The organism is Bradyrhizobium sp. JHI2711, from assembly GCF_056156565.1.
In genome coordinates, this window is the sequence record NZ_JBPZPT010000002.1 from 78,030 (window position 1) to 93,007 (window position 14,978).

Here is a 14,978-nt window from a genome sequence, read left to right on the forward strand (position 1 = left end):
GGCATATCGGAAGTGCAAATCCTGCCTGACGAATGGCGGACAGGCGCCTGGTTCGCTAGAGTGTTCTCCATTCGCCACTCGCCATTTGCTCCATCATGCTGATCCTTGCCATCGATACTGCGCTCGAAGCATGCGCGGCCGCCGTTCTCGACACCGACGCCGGCGAGCTCCTCGCACGGGAATCGCAGCTGATGAAGCGCGGCCATGCCGAGGCCCTGATGCCGATGATCGCGCGCGTGATGCAATCGGCCGGCCTCGCCTTCACCTCGCTCGATCGCATCGCCGTCACCGTTGGGCCCGGCAGCTTCACCGGCCTGCGCGTCGGCATCTCGGCGGCGCGGGGCCTTGCGCTTGCGGCGAAACGGCCGGCGGTCGGGCTGACGACGCTGTCGGCCTATGCCGCTGGGGTCGTCGCCAAGAGCGGAACGGTGCCGGTGATCTCTGCGATCGATGCGCGGCACGATCACGTCTATTTCCAGATCGTCGCCGGCGACGGCAGCCAGCTGGTGCGGCCGGCTGTCGCCTCCATCGACGCGGCGATCGCGGCCTCGCAATTCGGCGCGCCGCATCTGGTCGGCAATGCCGCCGGGATCCTCGCAGGTCGCTGGCCGAAGGACGGACCGCAACCCGTCGCGGTCGACGCGCAGCCCGCGCCCGACATCAGTTGGGTCGCCTGGCTCGGCGCGGCGGCCAATCCCGACACCACACCAGCGCGGCCGTTCTATCTGAAAGCGCCCGACGCCAAGCCGGCGGCATCGACGCCGCTCGCAGCACAAGCCGCGACCTCATGATGGGATGGCTGTCGGAGTGGTGGCGCGGCGGCACCGCCGCCGTCGAGCCCGCGACCATGCGCGATGCCGCGCGCCTCGCGCAGCTGCACGGCGCCTCCTTCGCGCACGGCTGGGGCGAAGGCGAGTTCGAGAGCATGATGAGCGAGCGCAACACGCTGGTGCATCGCTTGCGGCTCGGCCGCAAGACGATCGGCTTTGCGGTGTCGCGGATCGGCGCGGACGAAGCGGAGATTCTCTCGATCGCGGTGGACGGGGCTTATCGCGGCCGCGGCCTCTCCCGCACGCTGCTGATGACCCATCTCGGCCACCTCGCCGGGCGCGGCGTACGCACCATATTTCTGGAAGTGGAGGAGAACAACCAGCCGGCGCGGCGGCTTTACGATCGAGCCGGATTCGTGGTGGTCGGACGCCGCGATCGCTACTATAAGCAGCCCAACGGGGAACAATTGAACGCCCTTCTGATGCGGCGTGACTTGTCGTAACATCGGTGGCAGAAAGCGCCCGCCCAGGCAGACAACGCTATGACCACACTGAAACATTCTTCTGTGTCCAAGACATCCGAGATCGAGGCGCGCTGCGCCGCAACGGGCATGCGCATGACCGAGCAGCGCCGCGTCATCGCCCGCGTGCTGGCCGAAGCGATTGATCATCCCGATGTCGAGGAACTCTACCGGCGCTGCGTTGCGGTCGACGACAAGATCTCGATCTCGACGGTCTATCGCACCGTGAAGCTGTTCGAGGACGCCGGCATCATCGAACGCCACGATTTCCGCGAGGGCCGCGCGCGTTACGAGCAGATGCGCGACAGCCATCACGACCACCTCATCAATCTGCGCGACGGCAAGGTGATCGAGTTCACCTCCGAGGAGATCGAGAAGCTGCAGGCCGAGATCGCCCGCAAGCTCGGCTATCGCCTGGTCGATCACCGGCTCGAGCTCTATTGCGTCCCGCTCGACGACGACAAGCCGACGTCTTGATTGGGCATGACCTGGTCGGAAAACCGCTTCACACTTTTCCGGGTCATGCCTTAATGCCCATCGATCTCATCATCTTCGATTGCGACGGCGTGCTAGTGGACAGCGAGGTGATCTCCTGTCGCGCGCATGCAGACGTGCTGACGAAGCACGGCTATCCGATCACGTCGGAGCAGGTGCTGGTCCGATTTCTCGGCGTGTCCGAGAAAGACGCGCGGCGGATGGTCGAACAGGAGATCGGCCGCAGTCTTCCCGACGATCTGGAGCAGCAGATCAATGCGGCCACGCTGCAATCCTACGCCAGCGATCTGCAGCCGATCATCCATGTCGCGGCAGCAATCGCCGCGATCGACCTGCCCAAATGCGTTGCGTCGAGCGGCACGCCGGACAAGATCCACCACGGCTTGACCTGCGCCGGGCTCTACGACCTGCTCGCCCCGAACATCTTTTCCGCCAGCCAAGTCGCGCGCGGCAAGCCCGCGCCCGATTTGTTCCTCTTCGCCGCGGCGCAGATGAAGGTCCCACCCGAGCGGTGTCTCGTGATCGAGGACAGCGTCCCCGGGGTCACAGGCGCGCACGCCGCCGGGATGACCGTGCTCGGCTTTCATGGCGGCGGCCACTGCCCGCCGGGCCACGCCGAACGGTTGCGCGCCGCAGGCGCCAACCTGACATTCGACGATATGCGGCAATTGCCGGAACTGGTCCGGCGGGTTGAGGCGGACGCTCTGGCGGGCTGATTTTCGCCCAGACCGTTATTCCGGGGCACGCGTGGGCGCGTGAACCCGGAATCTCGCAGCAAAACTCTGGATTCCGGGTTCGCAACTGCGTCGCGCCCCGGAATGACAAGCGGAAATGGCTCCATTCGCTGGATTTTCGGCCCTCCAGCCTATATCTGAGGGCCGTCCTCCAGCTCCATTTCGGGTTCCATGACGCCGCCGCGCAAGCTGCACATCAAATCATATGGCTGCCAGATGAACGTCTACGATGCCCAGCGCATGGTGGACACGCTGGCCCCGGAAGGATTCGTGGAGACGGCGAGCGCGGAGGATGCCGACCTCGTCATCCTCAACACCTGCCATATCCGCGAGAAGGCCTCGGAGAAGGTCTATTCCGAGCTCGGCCGGCTACGCGTCGCCAAGGACGAGGCCGCGCGTGCAGGCCGCGCGATGCAGATCGCGGTGGCGGGCTGCGTGGCGCAGGCCGAGGGCGAGGAGATCGTGCGGCGCGCGCCTGTCGTCGACGTCGTGGTGGGACCGCAGAGCTATCATCATCTGCCGGAGCTGTTGAAGCGCGCAGAGGGCGAAGGCCGCGCGATCGAGACCGAATTTCCCGCCGCCGACAAGTTCGGCTTCCTGGCCCAGCCCAAGCCGGACGCGATCCGCGCGCGCGGCATTTCCGCTTTCGTCACGGTACAGGAAGGCTGCGACAAGTTCTGCACCTTCTGCGTCGTGCCTTACACGCGCGGCGCCGAAGTCTCGCGCCCCGTGGCGAAGATCGTCGAGGACGTGAAGCGGCTCGCTGACAACGGCGTGCGCGAGCTCACGCTGATCGGGCAGAACGTCAACGCCTATCACGGCGAGGGGCCGGACGGACAAACCTGGCCGCTCGGCCGGCTGCTCGAACATCTGGCGGCGATTCCCGGCATCGCGCGGCTGCGCTATTCGACCAGCCACCCCCGCGACGTCGATGACAGCCTGATCGCGGCCCATCGCGATCTCGGTGCCCTGATGCCGTTCGTGCACCTGCCGGTGCAGTCGGGCTCGGACCGCATTTTGGCGGCCATGAACCGCAAACATACCGCCGATGATTACCGGCGGGTCATCGACCGTTTTCGTACCGCACGCCAAGACATTGCTTTTTCATCGGATTTCATCGTCGGCTTCCCCGGCGAGAGCGAGCAAGATTTTCTCGCCACCCTCGCGCTTGTCACGCAAATCGGCTACGCTGCGGCCTATTCGTTCAAATACTCCGCCCGGCCGGGAACGCCGGCCGCGGATATGCAGGAGACGGTGTCCCCCGCCGAGATGGACCAGCGATTGGAGCGGCTCCAGGAACTGATCGACAGCCAGCAATCGGCCTTCAACAAGGCCGCGATTGGCTCAACGGTCGACGTGCTGTTCGAGCGTCCGGCGCGCAAGCCGGGCCAGATCGTGGGCCGCACCGCCTACCTCCAGCCCGCCCACGTAATGGCCGCGCCCGACATCATTGGACAGATCCTGCCTGTCAGAATCGACAGCCTCGAGCGCTACAGTTTTCTCGGCGAGCTCGTGACGCCGCGCAAGGCGCGCGAGCCCGCTTTATCGCAAGCCAGTGGAGCCTGAACCCTTGCCCAAAAGCGCATCGGATTCGTCTTCGTTCGCTCCCAGCCGCAAATTTGACCGCGACATGCAAGTTCCGCCCGAGACCCAGGTCGTCATCGACTTCGACGACAACCGCGCCGCATCCGCCCTGGTCGGCCCCTACGGCCAGCACCTGGCGCAGATCGAGCGGCGGCTCGGCGTCATCGTCGATTCCAAGGGCAACCACATCACGATCGGCGGCACCCGCGACGGCTGCGACGCTGCGCGCCGCGTGCTGGAGATGCTCTACGCGCAGGCCGCGAAGGGGCACGATCTCGACCAGGGCGAGGTCGAGGGCGCGATCCGCGCCGTGATCGCGCAGGGCTCGCTGTTCGAGTTCGACGCCAAATCGGCCAAATCGACCTTCGACAGCATCAACTTGCGCAAGCGTCCGGTGCGGGCACGCACGGCGGCGCAGGATTCCTACATCCGCGCGCTGAAGCGGCACGAACTGGTGTTCGGCATCGGCCCCGCCGGCACCGGCAAGACCTGGCTCGCCGTCGCGCATGCCGCGCAGCTGTTCGAGCGCAAGGAGGTCGACAAGATCATCCTGTCGCGCCCGGCGGTGGAAGCCGGCGAGCGGCTCGGCTTTCTGCCCGGCGATCTCCGCGAGAAGGTCGATCCTTATCTGCGGCCGATCTACGATGCGCTCTACGACCTCATGGATGCGCGCATCGTCGAGCGCGCGCTGCAGACCGGCGAGATCGAGATCGCGCCGCTCGCCTTCATGCGCGGCCGCACGCTGACCAACGCCGCCATCATCCTGGACGAGGCCCAGAACACCACGTCGATGCAGATGAAGATGTTCCTGACGCGTCTCGGCGAGAACAGCCGCATGATCGTGACGGGCGATCCCTCGCAGATCGACCTCCCGAACGGCCAGACCTCGGGCCTGGCCGAGGCGACCCGCCTCCTGAGCGGCGTCGAGGGCATCGCCCAGGTTCATTTCAAGGCCGAGGACGTGATCCGCCACGAGCTCGTGGCGCGGATCGTCGCCGCCTATGAAGGGCCGCCGCAGCGGCCGGCCACCGGTCAATCCTGACGAGGCAGCACCGGACCAAACAGGGCGCGAGCACGGCACCCTTCGTCCGAGACAACACAATGTCCCATTCCAACCTTCCCATGACCGAGGTCCTCGTCGTCGCCGATTGCTGGCAGCGCGAGCCCGATTCTGAAGCCGTGATCCAGCGCGCACTGGCGGCGGCCGCCGAGAGCGTCGACGAGGACGTTGCCGACGCCGAAGTGGCCGTGATGCTGACCGATGATGCCGGCATCCGCACGCTCAACAGCAACTGGCGCGGCATCGACAAGCCGACCAACGTGCTGTCGTTCCCGGCGCTGCAGCCGGAGGGCGCGTGGAAGCCGGGCGATGCCCCGCGCATGCTCGGCGATATCGCGATCGCCTATGAGACCATGCGGCGCGAGGCGGACGAGGAGCACAAGCCGTTCGACCATCATCTGAGCCACCTCGCCGTGCACGGCTTCCTGCACCTGATCGGCTACGACCACGAGAACGACGACGACGCCGAGGAGATGGAAGCGCTCGAAACCGAAATCCTCGCCCATCTCGGCATTCCCGATCCCTATGCCGACCGCCCGGGGACGCACTGAGATGCCGGATTCCGAGCCTACCCACGACAATCCCCGCACCACGGCCAATTTGCCGGTTGTGGTGACGCCGGGCGAGGTGCTGCGCCCGAGTGCCGAAAGCTGGCTGCTGCGCGCCATCCGCACACTGTTCGGCTGGAAGGCGGGGTCGGTGCGCGACGACCTCCAGGTCGTGCTCGACGCCTCGACGCCCGACGACACCGGCTTCTCCGCGGTCGAGCGCACCATGCTGCGCAACATCCTCGGCCTGCACGAGCGCCGCATCGCCGACGTCATGGTGCATCGCGCCGACATCGTCGCGGTGAAGCGCGACATCCCGCTCGGGGAATTGATGGACCGCTTCGAGAGCGCCGGCCATTCGCGCCTCGTCGTCTTCAACGAGACGCTCGACGATCCCGTCGGCATCGTCCACATCCGCGATTTGCTCGCCTTCATGACCGCGCGCGCCCGCGTGTCGGAAGCCACCAAGACCAAGCGCAAGAAGCCGCTGCCGGCCGGGCTCGATTTGCGCGCGGTCGATCTCGCGCTCCCGCTTCACGAGGCGCACATCATCCGCAAGCTACTCTACGTGCCGCCGTCGATGCGGGCGATCGACCTGCTCGCGCAGATGCAGGCCTCGCGCATCCATCTGGCGCTGGTGGTCGACGAATATGGCGGCAGCGACGGGCTGGTCTCGATCGAGGACATCGTCGAGCAGATCGTCGGTGAGATCGACGACGAGCACGATAGCGACGAGCCGCCCTCGATCGTGCGCCTGCCCGACAACGCCTTCATCGCCGACGCCCGCGCCAGCCTCGACGACGTCCGCTCGGTGATCGGCGAGGATTTCGTCACCGGCGAGGCAGGCGAGGAGGTGGAGACGCTGGGCGGCTATCTCGTCAGCTTCGTCGGGCGCCTGCCGGTGCGCGGCGAGGTGATCTCGGGCCCCGGCAATTACGAGGTCGAGGTGCTCGATGCCGATCCGCGCCGCGTCAAGCGGCTGCGCATCGCGACGCGGAAGGAACGCCCGGCGCCCCGCACCCAGCGCGAGAGCCGGCGGCGTGAAGCCACGCCGGAGAGCGGACAAGCGCCGGCCAGCGACACGCCGACATCGCCGCCGCGCGACGGGGCCGCCTCGCAGTGAGCCCATCGCAGCGCCTTCGGCAAATTGCGCTCGCCATCATCCTCACCTGGGGATGGCAGCGCGCAGTCGTCGCCATGGCGGCCGGAGCGCTGTCGGTGCTGGCGCTGGCGCCGTTCAACCTCTTTCCGGTGCTGTTCGTCACCTTCCCGGTGCTGGTCTGGCTGATCGACGGCGCCGGGGCCGGCCGCTATGGCGGCGTGCCCGCCGCCGCCCTGACCGGCTATTGGTTCGGGCTCGGCTATTTCGTGCCCGGCCTCTACTGGATCGGCTACGCCTTCTTCGTCGAAGCCGACACATTCGCCTGGCTGACGCCGTTCGCGGTGCTAGGCCTGCCGGCCTATCTCTCGATCTTCACGGCGATCGGCTTTGCGCTGGCGCGCCTGCTCTGGAGCAAGAACGCCACGCGCGTGCTGGCGCTCGCAGCGAGCCTCACCATCAGCGAATGGCTGCGCGGCCATGCGCTGACCGGCTTTCCCTGGAACACGTTCGGCTATGCGCTGTCCGAGCCATTGCCGCTGGCGCAGACGGCCTCGCTGATCGGCCTGTGGGGCGTGACGTTCCTGACGATTGCGATCTTCGCGAGCCCGGCGACGCTGATCGACCGCACGCCGGATCGGCGCCTGCAATGGCGGGTGCCGGCCGCGGCCGTCGCGCTCCTGCTCGTCATGAGCATCTTTGGCGCAATCCGCCTGTCGCTGCATCCGACCACGATCGTATCCGGCGCCAAGCTGCGCCTGATGCAGCCCAACCTGCAGCAGGACGAGAAATTCAACTATGCCGCCAAGCCGGAGGTGATGAAGAAGTACCTTGCGCTGTCGGACCGCGCCTCCGGCCCGCAATCGACCGGCGTGCGCGATGCCACCATCCTGATCTGGCCGGAATCCGCCTTTCCGTTCTTCCTGACCCGCGAAGCCGACGCGATGGCGCAAATAGCCGATCTGTTGCCGAAGGGCACGGTGCTGATCACGGGATCGGTCCGCGCGCCCGATGTGCCGCGGGGCACGCCGATCACGCGCGCTTACAACTCGATCTACGTGATCGATCACGACGGCAGCGTGCTCGCCGTGTACGACAAGCTGCATCTGGTACCGTTCGGAGAATTTCTTCCGTACCAGTCGTTGATGGAGAAGCTCGGTTTCGAGCAACTGACGCGTGTGCGTGGCGGCTTCATTCCAGGCACCGTGCGGCATGCGCTCCCCGTTGCCGGCGCGCCGCCCGTGTTGCCGCTGATCTGCTACGAGGCGATCTTTCCCGACGAAGTGGCTGTACGCAACGAACGTCCGGGCTGGATCGTGAACCTGACCAATGACGGCTGGTTCGGCATCTCGACCGGTCCCTACCAGCACCTGGAGCAGTCGCGGATGCGCGCGATCGAGCTCGGATTGCCGCTGGTCCGCTCGGCCAATACCGGCATCTCCGCAGTGATCGATCCGGTCGGCCGCACCGTCGCGAGCCTCGGTCTCGGCCTCGAAGGCATTTTGGACGCAAACCTGCCGGCCGCGATCCCACCGACCGTTTATGCACGGGTGGGTGATGTGCCCGCAATCATGCTCGTCGCGGTGGCCGTGCTGCTGGCGGTCCGCCGACGAATAGGCAAACGCCAGCCCTGATCGCACCGCCGCCGCAGCGGCCGGAATCCTTTGACAACCGTAGTCCCACGGTTGACAGACTGCACGCGGGCTCCCCATTCTGCACCGGCTGCGAAAGATGGCGGTGCATTGCTAAATTTCTCCGCAATGTTTCCCAATAACAGGGTTTGATTTTGACGGTGCTGCACCCGAGGCATGCTTGATCATTGCGCCGAAGGTGGTGTTTGGAGGGCTGAGGAAATGTCGAAAGCGCCCAACCCTGTTGACAAATATGTCGGCAGTCGCGTGCGCATGCGCCGCATCATGTTGGGCATGAGCCAGGAGAAGCTCGGTGAAGCTTTGGGCCTGACTTTCCAGCAGATTCAGAAGTACGAGAAGGGCACCAACCGGGTCGGCGCAAGCCGCATCCAGCAGATCGCGGAGATTCTGCAGGTGCCGGTGTCCTTCCTGTTCGAGGGCGGCCCGAGCGGCGTGCCGGGTCCGGATGGCTTCAGCGAAGGCGCCTCGCCCTCTTACGTCTCGGACTTTCTCGCCACCTCCGAAGGGCTCGCTTTGACCAAGGCGTTCACGCGAATCACTGATTCGAAGATGCGCCGCTCGATCGTCGATCTCGTCGAGCAGATTGCGGCCCGCGAAGGTCCGGACAAGCGTTGAAGCTCATGTCCCCCGCGATTTGAGACTGCATCAAATCTGGCCTATGTCGTCATTTACGACCGCGCTTTGATGCGCGTCCGCTTCGATGATGCGATTCAAAGGCACAGATGCGTCCATGACCGGCTCCAATTGGTTCGATTCACAAACTATTCTCGATGGCATCCGCCGCTGGGTGGAGATCGAGACGCCGACGGAAGCACCTGAACAGGTCAACAAGCTGGTCTCCGTGGTCGCGGAGCAATACGGCGACCTGCCCGTCACGCTCGAGCGCATCGCCGGCACGGACGGCTGCGGCGATCATCTCGTGGCGCGCACGAATTGGGGGCAGGATCAGCCGGGCATCCTGGTGCTGAGCCATCTCGATACCGTCCATCCCATCGGCTTCATCGAGCGCCTGCCGTTCAAGGTCGAAGGCGACGTCGCGTTCGGTCCGGGCATCTACGACATGAAAGGCGGCGCCTACATCGCCCACCACGCCTTCCGCGCGCTTTGCGCGACGGGCGATCGCTCGCCGCTCGGCATCACGCATCTGTTCACCTCCGACGAGGAGATCGGCAGCCCGACCTCGCGTGCGCTGATCGAGCAGGAAGGGCGCAAGGCCAAATACGTGCTGGTGACCGAGCCGGCGCGCGACGGCGGCAAGATCGTCACCGGGCGCAAGGGCGTCGGACGCTTCCGGGTATTCATCAAGGGCGTGCCCGCGCATGCTGGCTCGCGGCCCGAAGACGGCCGCAGCGCCGTCCGCGAACTCGGCAACGTCATCCTGGCGCTGGAAGGAATGAACGATGTTGCGCGCGGCGTGACCGTCAATGTCGGCGTGGTGCGCGGCGGCACGCGCCCCAACGTCACGCCCGAGGAGGCCTATGCGGAAGTCGATCTGCGCGTCGTGAGCCTCAAGGACGCGGACGAGTTCGTCGGCAAGATTCTCTCTTTGACCTCGAAGACCGATGGCGTCACCGTCACGGTCACCGGCGAGCTCAACCGGCCGCCTTACGAGAAGAGCAATGCAGGTGCCGCGCTGTACGAGCATGCCAGGACGCTCGCCGGCGAGATCGGCTTCGAGCTGATCGACACCCACACCGGCGGCGGCTCGGACGGCAATTTCACCGCTCCCTTCACCGCAACGCTCGACGGGCTCGGCGTCGACGGCAAGGGTGCACACACCCATTATGAGCAGCTCTATGTCTCCTCGCTGGCCCCACGCGCGCGGCTGCTCCATCGGCTTTATCAGACGCTGCGATGAGCGAACGTAAATCAAGCCCCGACCGCGACGACAGCGAGCGCGCCTTCTTCGGGCGCCGCAAGGGCCACAAGCTGAGGCAACACCAGGCCGGCTTGATCGAGCAGCTGCTGCCGCATCTTGCCCTCGATATCGACGGTGAGGCGCCGGCGGACGCCCGCGACATCTTCGATCCCACAGCCGACGACGTCAGGCTCGAGATCGGCTTCGGCGGCGGCGAGCATCTCGCGGCCGAGGCACAGAACTTCCCCACCACCGGCTTCATCGGCTGTGAGCCCTATGTCAACGGCATGGCCAAGATCCTCGCGCAGATCGAGGCGGCCAACATCGGCAACATCCGCCTGTTCGCGGGCGATGCCGCCGAGCTCTTGGCTTGGCTTCCCAAGGAGTCGCTGTCGCGGATCGACCTGATCCATCCCGATCCCTGGCCGAAGCGGCGACACTGGAAGCGGCGCTTCGTCCAGGACCGCACCATTGCCGCGATGGCGCGCGTGCTCAAGCGAGGCGGCGAATTCCGCTTCGTCTGCGACATCGACGATTACTGCGCCTGGACACTGTCGCATCTTGCGCGCTCGCAGGACTTCGTCTGGCTGGCCGAACGCGCCGACGATTTCCGGCTTCCATGGCCGGGCTACACCATGACGCGCTACGGCCGAAAGGCCGCGCGCGAGGGACGCAAGGCGGCTTATCTGCGGTTCAGGCGGGTGGGTTAGCCGTCATTGCGAGGAGCCCGCGACAAATTGCAAGGCAATTTGCGCTGGCGACGAAGCAATCCAGAGCGTTTTCGCGGAACGAGTTCTGGATTGCTTCGCTTCGCTCGCAATGACGGAGGGGGACGCTAGATCGTCTGCCGGTTGCGCCAGAAATTCACGACGCGTTCGGCGGTCGTCGGCATCAGGCGCGTGAAGTTGATGCGGGCGGCCTCGATGTCGGCGTCGGCCGGCGTGCGGTTCGAGCCGTACCAGAGCAGGATAAGCGCGCGTACCGTGGGCCAGCCGAGGTTCAGCACCCGACCGAGGATCAGCAGCGGATCGTAGCGGTCGCCTGCGATCAGGCGGTCGAGGACCTGGAGGCGAACGCCCGACATCGCCGACAGCGCGGCGACCGATTCCTCGTATTTGTGCGCCTTGGCGAAACCGAGCAGCGCGCTCTCGCCGAGATGGCCTTCGCGATTCAAGGTCAGCACCGTGCGCTGTGCCGCGGAGAAATCGCGGCGCGGACCCGGCGGCAGCGCGGCCTCCTCGATCGCCGCCATCGCGCGCTTGATCTCGACCTGGCGCGCGGGATTGACCACGGTGGAGAGGCGGCGGCGGATGACGTCGAGCGTGCCATCGAGCAGCTGCTTCAGGTGCTCGCCGGAAAGGTCGTTGCGCTGGCCGATCTTCAGCGTCAGCACGCCGTCCTGCGCCGCGCGCTTGATCATCTCGGAATAGCTGCCCGGCGAGAACACCGCACCGGCATTGGCGGCGGCACGGCGCACCACGTCGCGATCGCCGCGCTCGACCAGCACGTCGGTGACGGCGGGAGACAAAGCTGGACGCTCAGTCATCGCCAGAAGATGACCCTGGCCCTTCAAGCGCGCGATCTCGACCAGAGCCGCGTCGTCGAGCACTGGCGAGCGGCGCAGCACGGGGCCGGCGACCGCGATCTCGTTTTCGCGCGCGAGCTGATTGACGAGGTGCGGCGGCGCGTTGTTCAGGCGCGAGAAACGCTCGGCCAGATCGGCGCGCGAGACCAGCTCGGCATGCGGGACGAGATCGATCAGGAGATTGTCGAAGAGATCGATCAGTTCAGGGCGGAGCTTTTCCGCGTCCTGGAAGAACAGCTGGGAAATGGCGCGCGCGATCTCGCCACGACGCCTCGGGTCGCCGCGCTTGACGATATCGTCCAGTCCAGGAATGAGCGACGTGGCAACAGTCATGAAAACGCAACTCGAACGGGGCACGCCGCGGGTGCGCCCTAGGTCCAAGCCGCCCCACAATCGGGAAATCTAGGCCTGCTTGATGAAGGAAGCGTTGCGCAGGGCCCGCGGACGGGCGCAAAAAGGCCCCGTTCCCGCTGCAATGGGCCTTGTCCGGAGAAGCGGAAAGCGCTATATCAGCGCCAATTCATCTTCTCATACGATCCGCGTAGTGAGAGTGGGCCCGCAAGGACCCGCTCTTTTTTATTACCTGAACGCGGCTCGGCGGGAGATGCGCCCGACGCGTCGTCGGGAAAGTTCCGAAGCGGGCTTTGAAATCGTAACCAAGCCTTAACCCAAGCCTTAACCAACGAGCGCTCTGACCCTGGACATGACCGAACCGAACCCTGGTTCCACGGATGCCGAATTGCTGGCCGAGCCGCGGCTCGTGGTCGAGCCCGGCGTCGCGGCACGGGTGTCCGCGGTGGCAGGTCCCGTGCTGCAGGGCATGGGCTACCGCCTGGTCCGGATCCGCATTTCCGGCGAAGCCGGCTGCACCGTGCAGATCATGGCCGAGCGGCCGGACGGCTCGATGCAGATCGAGGATTGCGAGGCGATCTCGCGGGCCCTGTCGCCCGTGCTTGACGTCGCCGATCCCATCGACCGCGCCTATCGGCTCGAGATCTCCTCGCCGGGAATCGACCGCCCGCTGGTGCGCCGCTCCGATTTCGAGCGCTATTCCGGGCACCTGGTGAAGATCGAGATGGCGGTCGCGCATGAGGGGCGCAAGCGCTTCCGCGGCACGCTTGGCGCGGTCGAGGGCGACCGCGTGCATCTGCATCGCGACGATGCCAAGGCTGGCGACGATGCCGACGTTCTCCTGACCATGGAGGATATCGGCGAGGCCCGGCTGGTGCTGACCGACGAGCTGATCGCCGAATCCATGCGCCGCGGCAAGGCCGAGGAGCGCAAGATGCGCAGGGATCTCGGACTGGAGCCGCCGGCTGCACCGCACGCGGAGATCAGTGCGAAGATCACCAAGAACACCAAGCCGAAGAAGAAGCCGGCCCCGACCAACACGAAGAAACATCGCCTTGCCGCCGAACGCGCGCGGCGCGGCGAGATCGAGCCTGACCAAGGAGACTAGCCATGGCAGTCAGCGCCAACCGACTCGAATTGCTTCAGATCGCCGACGCCGTCGCACGCGAAAAGTCGATCGACCGCGGCATCGTCATCGCGGCGATGGAGGACGCCATCGCCAAGGCGGCGCGCGCCCGTTACGGCAGCGAGACTGACGTTCATGCCGAGATCGACCCGAAGAAGGGCGAGCTGCGGCTGTCGCGCCACATGCTGGTGGTCGACAAGGTCGAGAATCACTCCAACCAGATCTCGCTGGTGGACGCGCAGCGCGCCAATCCCGGCGCCCAGGTCGGCGACACCATCGCCGACACCCTGCCGCCGCTGGAATATGGCCGCATCGCCGCGCAATCGGCCAAGCAGGTCATCGTGCAGAAGGTGCGCGAGGCCGAGCGCGACCGGCAGTACCAGGAATTCAAGGACCGCATCGGCGACATCGTCAACGGCGTCGTCAAGCGCGTCGAATATGGCAGCGTGATCGTCGATCTCGGCCGCGGCGAAGCCATCATCCGCCGCGACGAGATGCTGCCGCGCGAAGTATTCCGCAACGGCGACCGCGTTCGTGCCTACATCTTCGACGTCCGCCGCGAGACGAGAGGCCCGCAGATCTTCCTCTCCCGCACCCATCCCCAGTTCATGGCGAAGCTGTTCGCGCAGGAAGTGCCGGAGATCTATGATGGCATCGTCGAGATCAAGGCGGTGGCCCGCGATCCGGGCTCGCGCGCGAAAATCGGCGTGATTTCCCGCGATTCCTCAGTCGATCCGGTCGGCGCCTGCGTCGGCATGCGCGGCTCGCGCGTGCAGGCCGTGGTCAACGAGCTGCAGGGCGAGAAGATCGATATCATTCCATGGTCGCCCGACATCGCGACCTTCGTGGTCAACGCGCTGGCGCCGGCGGAAGTCTCCAAGGTCGTGATCGACGAGGACCGCGAGCGCATCGAGGTCGTGGTGCCCGACACCAACAACCAGCTCTCGCTCGCGATCGGCCGCCGCGGCCAGAACGTGCGCCTGGCCTCGCAGCTCACCGGCTGGGATATCGACATCCTGACCGAGCAGGAGGAATCGGAGCGCCGCCAGGCCGACTTCGAGAACTCGACCCGGGTCTTCATGGAATCGCTCAACGTCGACGAAGTGGTCGGCCAGCTGCTGGCGTCCGAGGGCTTCACCTCGGTCGAGGAGCTCGCGATGGTGGACGTCAAGGAGCTCGCCGGCATCGAGGGCTTCGACGAGGAGACCGCGCAGGAGCTGCAGAACCGCGCCCGCGAATATCTGGAGCAGCAGGAAGCCGAGCTCGAGGCGAGGCGCAAGGAGCTCGGCGTCGAGGACGCGCTCAAGGACGTGCCCGGCGTGACCTCGAAGATGCTGGTGAAGCTCGGCGAGAACGACATCAAGAGCGTCGAGGACCTCGCCGGCTGCGCCACCGACGATCTGGTCGGCTGGACCGAGCGCAAGGAAGGCAGCGAGCCGACCAAGCACGCCGGTGCGCTGGATGGCATCGACATCTCCCGTGACGACGCCGAAGCGATGATCATGCAGGCCCGCGTCAAGGCCGGCTGGATCACCGAGGCCGATCTCGCCAAGCCCACCGAGGAGGCCGAGGCGACCGAAGATCAACCGGCTTAA

The 14,978-nt window shown here is 65.9% G+C and carries 15 protein-coding genes; 14 read left to right on the forward strand and 1 reads right to left on the reverse strand.

The window, feature by feature from the left end; all coding sequences use genetic code 11:
- Positions 1 to 95: 95 nt before the first annotated feature.
- The 12 genes from tsaB (at position 96) to trmB (ending at position 11,031) form a co-directional block, all read left to right on the forward strand.
- A complete protein-coding gene (tsaB, locus tag ACTEK7_RS12905) occupies positions 96 to 791 on the forward strand; it encodes a tRNA (adenosine(37)-N6)-threonylcarbamoyltransferase complex dimerization subunit type 1 TsaB (protein WP_225148321.1) in 696 nt (231 codons plus the stop codon).
- Positions 788 to 1,273, forward strand: coding sequence for a ribosomal protein S18-alanine N-acetyltransferase (gene rimI, locus ACTEK7_RS12910; RefSeq protein ID WP_036008947.1), 486 nt, complete (start codon positions 788 to 790; stop codon positions 1,271 to 1,273). The genes tsaB and rimI overlap by 4 nt, the downstream gene beginning before the upstream one ends.
- A 39-nt stretch (positions 1,274 to 1,312) precedes the next feature.
- A complete protein-coding gene (locus tag ACTEK7_RS12915) occupies positions 1,313 to 1,768 on the forward strand; it encodes a Fur family transcriptional regulator (RefSeq protein ID WP_225148322.1) in 456 nt (151 codons plus the stop codon).
- Positions 1,769 to 1,821: 53 nt separating this feature from the next.
- On the forward strand, positions 1,822 to 2,502 hold the full coding sequence (locus ACTEK7_RS12920) for an HAD family hydrolase (protein WP_225148323.1): 681 nt from the start codon (positions 1,822 to 1,824) through the stop codon (positions 2,500 to 2,502).
- Positions 2,503 to 2,691: 189 nt separating this feature from the next.
- Positions 2,692 to 4,086, forward strand: a complete 1,395-nt coding sequence (miaB, locus tag ACTEK7_RS12925; RefSeq protein WP_225148324.1) for a tRNA (N6-isopentenyl adenosine(37)-C2)-methylthiotransferase MiaB — start codon at positions 2,692 to 2,694, stop codon at positions 4,084 to 4,086.
- A gap of 64 nt (positions 4,087 to 4,150) precedes the next feature.
- Entirely contained in the window at positions 4,151 to 5,146 is a 996-nt protein-coding gene (locus ACTEK7_RS12930; protein WP_036008958.1) for a PhoH family protein, read from the forward strand.
- Positions 5,147 to 5,205: 59 nt separating this feature from the next.
- On the forward strand, positions 5,206 to 5,715 hold the full coding sequence (ybeY, locus tag ACTEK7_RS12935) for an rRNA maturation RNase YbeY (RefSeq protein WP_225142384.1): 510 nt from the start codon (positions 5,206 to 5,208) through the stop codon (positions 5,713 to 5,715).
- 1 nt (position 5,716) lies between these two features.
- Positions 5,717 to 6,835, forward strand: a complete 1,119-nt coding sequence (locus ACTEK7_RS12940; RefSeq protein ID WP_225113784.1) for a hemolysin family protein — start codon at positions 5,717 to 5,719, stop codon at positions 6,833 to 6,835.
- Positions 6,832 to 8,445 (forward strand): apolipoprotein N-acyltransferase, encoded by a 1,614-nt coding sequence (gene lnt / locus ACTEK7_RS12945; RefSeq protein WP_225148325.1) that lies wholly within the window; start codon positions 6,832 to 6,834, stop codon positions 8,443 to 8,445. The genes ACTEK7_RS12940 and lnt overlap by 4 nt, the downstream gene beginning before the upstream one ends.
- A gap of 219 nt (positions 8,446 to 8,664) precedes the next feature.
- Positions 8,665 to 9,078 carry a helix-turn-helix domain-containing protein gene (locus tag ACTEK7_RS12950; RefSeq protein ID WP_018319423.1) on the forward strand — a complete coding sequence of 138 codons (414 nt, stop codon included), beginning with the start codon at positions 8,665 to 8,667 and terminating at the stop codon, positions 9,076 to 9,078.
- An 85-nt stretch (positions 9,079 to 9,163) separates the two neighbouring features.
- The gene (locus ACTEK7_RS12955; RefSeq protein ID WP_225148326.1) at positions 9,164 to 10,321 is read left to right on the forward strand and encodes a M20 family metallopeptidase; all 1,158 of its coding nucleotides are present in this window, start codon (positions 9,164 to 9,166) and stop codon (positions 10,319 to 10,321) included.
- Entirely contained in the window at positions 10,318 to 11,031 is a 714-nt protein-coding gene (gene trmB, locus ACTEK7_RS12960) for a tRNA (guanosine(46)-N7)-methyltransferase TrmB (RefSeq protein WP_225148327.1), read from the forward strand. Before ACTEK7_RS12955 ends, trmB begins: the two co-directional genes overlap by 4 nt.
- A 125-nt stretch (positions 11,032 to 11,156) precedes the next feature.
- Here the strand turns inward: trmB and ACTEK7_RS12965 are convergent, their stop codons facing one another.
- Complete coding sequence (locus ACTEK7_RS12965; protein ID WP_225148328.1) at positions 11,157 to 12,239, reverse strand: DUF2336 domain-containing protein; 1,083 nt, start codon at positions 12,237 to 12,239, stop codon at positions 11,157 to 11,159.
- A 370-nt stretch (positions 12,240 to 12,609) separates the two neighbouring features.
- Between ACTEK7_RS12965 and rimP the strand changes: the two genes are divergently transcribed.
- Together rimP and nusA are read left to right on the forward strand one after the other, a co-directional pair.
- Positions 12,610 to 13,365: a ribosome maturation factor RimP gene (rimP, locus tag ACTEK7_RS12970; RefSeq protein WP_225113789.1), complete on the forward strand. Its 756-nt coding sequence runs from the start codon at positions 12,610 to 12,612 to the stop codon at positions 13,363 to 13,365.
- 2 nt (positions 13,366 to 13,367) lie between these two features.
- Entirely contained in the window at positions 13,368 to 14,978 is a 1,611-nt protein-coding gene (gene nusA / locus ACTEK7_RS12975) for a transcription termination factor NusA (protein WP_036008974.1), read from the forward strand.

Excerpts from the sequence above, each read along its gene's own strand:
- tsaB (WP_225148321.1), top strand. The coding sequence starts at position 96 with ATGCTGATCCTTGCCATCGATACTGCGCTCGAAGCATGCGCGGCCGCC.
- rimI (WP_036008947.1), top strand. The coding sequence starts at position 788 with ATGATGGGATGGCTGTCGGAGTGGTGGCGCGGCGGCACCGCCGCCGTC.
- ACTEK7_RS12915 (WP_225148322.1), top strand. The coding sequence starts at position 1,313 with ATGACCACACTGAAACATTCTTCTGTGTCCAAGACATCCGAGATCGAG.
- ACTEK7_RS12920 (WP_225148323.1), top strand. The coding sequence starts at position 1,822 with ATGCCCATCGATCTCATCATCTTCGATTGCGACGGCGTGCTAGTGGAC.
- miaB (WP_225148324.1), top strand. The coding sequence starts at position 2,692 with ATGACGCCGCCGCGCAAGCTGCACATCAAATCATATGGCTGCCAGATG.
- ACTEK7_RS12930 (WP_036008958.1), top strand. The coding sequence starts at position 4,151 with ATGCAAGTTCCGCCCGAGACCCAGGTCGTCATCGACTTCGACGACAAC.
- ybeY (WP_225142384.1), top strand. The coding sequence starts at position 5,206 with ATGTCCCATTCCAACCTTCCCATGACCGAGGTCCTCGTCGTCGCCGAT.
- ACTEK7_RS12940 (WP_225113784.1), top strand. The coding sequence starts at position 5,717 with ATGCCGGATTCCGAGCCTACCCACGACAATCCCCGCACCACGGCCAAT.
- ACTEK7_RS12950 (WP_018319423.1), top strand. The coding sequence starts at position 8,665 with ATGTCGAAAGCGCCCAACCCTGTTGACAAATATGTCGGCAGTCGCGTG.
- ACTEK7_RS12955 (WP_225148326.1), top strand. The coding sequence starts at position 9,164 with ATGATGCGATTCAAAGGCACAGATGCGTCCATGACCGGCTCCAATTGG.
- trmB (WP_225148327.1), top strand. The coding sequence starts at position 10,318 with ATGAGCGAACGTAAATCAAGCCCCGACCGCGACGACAGCGAGCGCGCC.
- ACTEK7_RS12965 (WP_225148328.1), bottom strand. The coding sequence starts at position 12,239 with ATGACTGTTGCCACGTCGCTCATTCCTGGACTGGACGATATCGTCAAG.
- rimP (WP_225113789.1), top strand. The coding sequence starts at position 12,610 with ATGACCGAACCGAACCCTGGTTCCACGGATGCCGAATTGCTGGCCGAG.
- nusA (WP_036008974.1), top strand. The coding sequence starts at position 13,368 with ATGGCAGTCAGCGCCAACCGACTCGAATTGCTTCAGATCGCCGACGCC.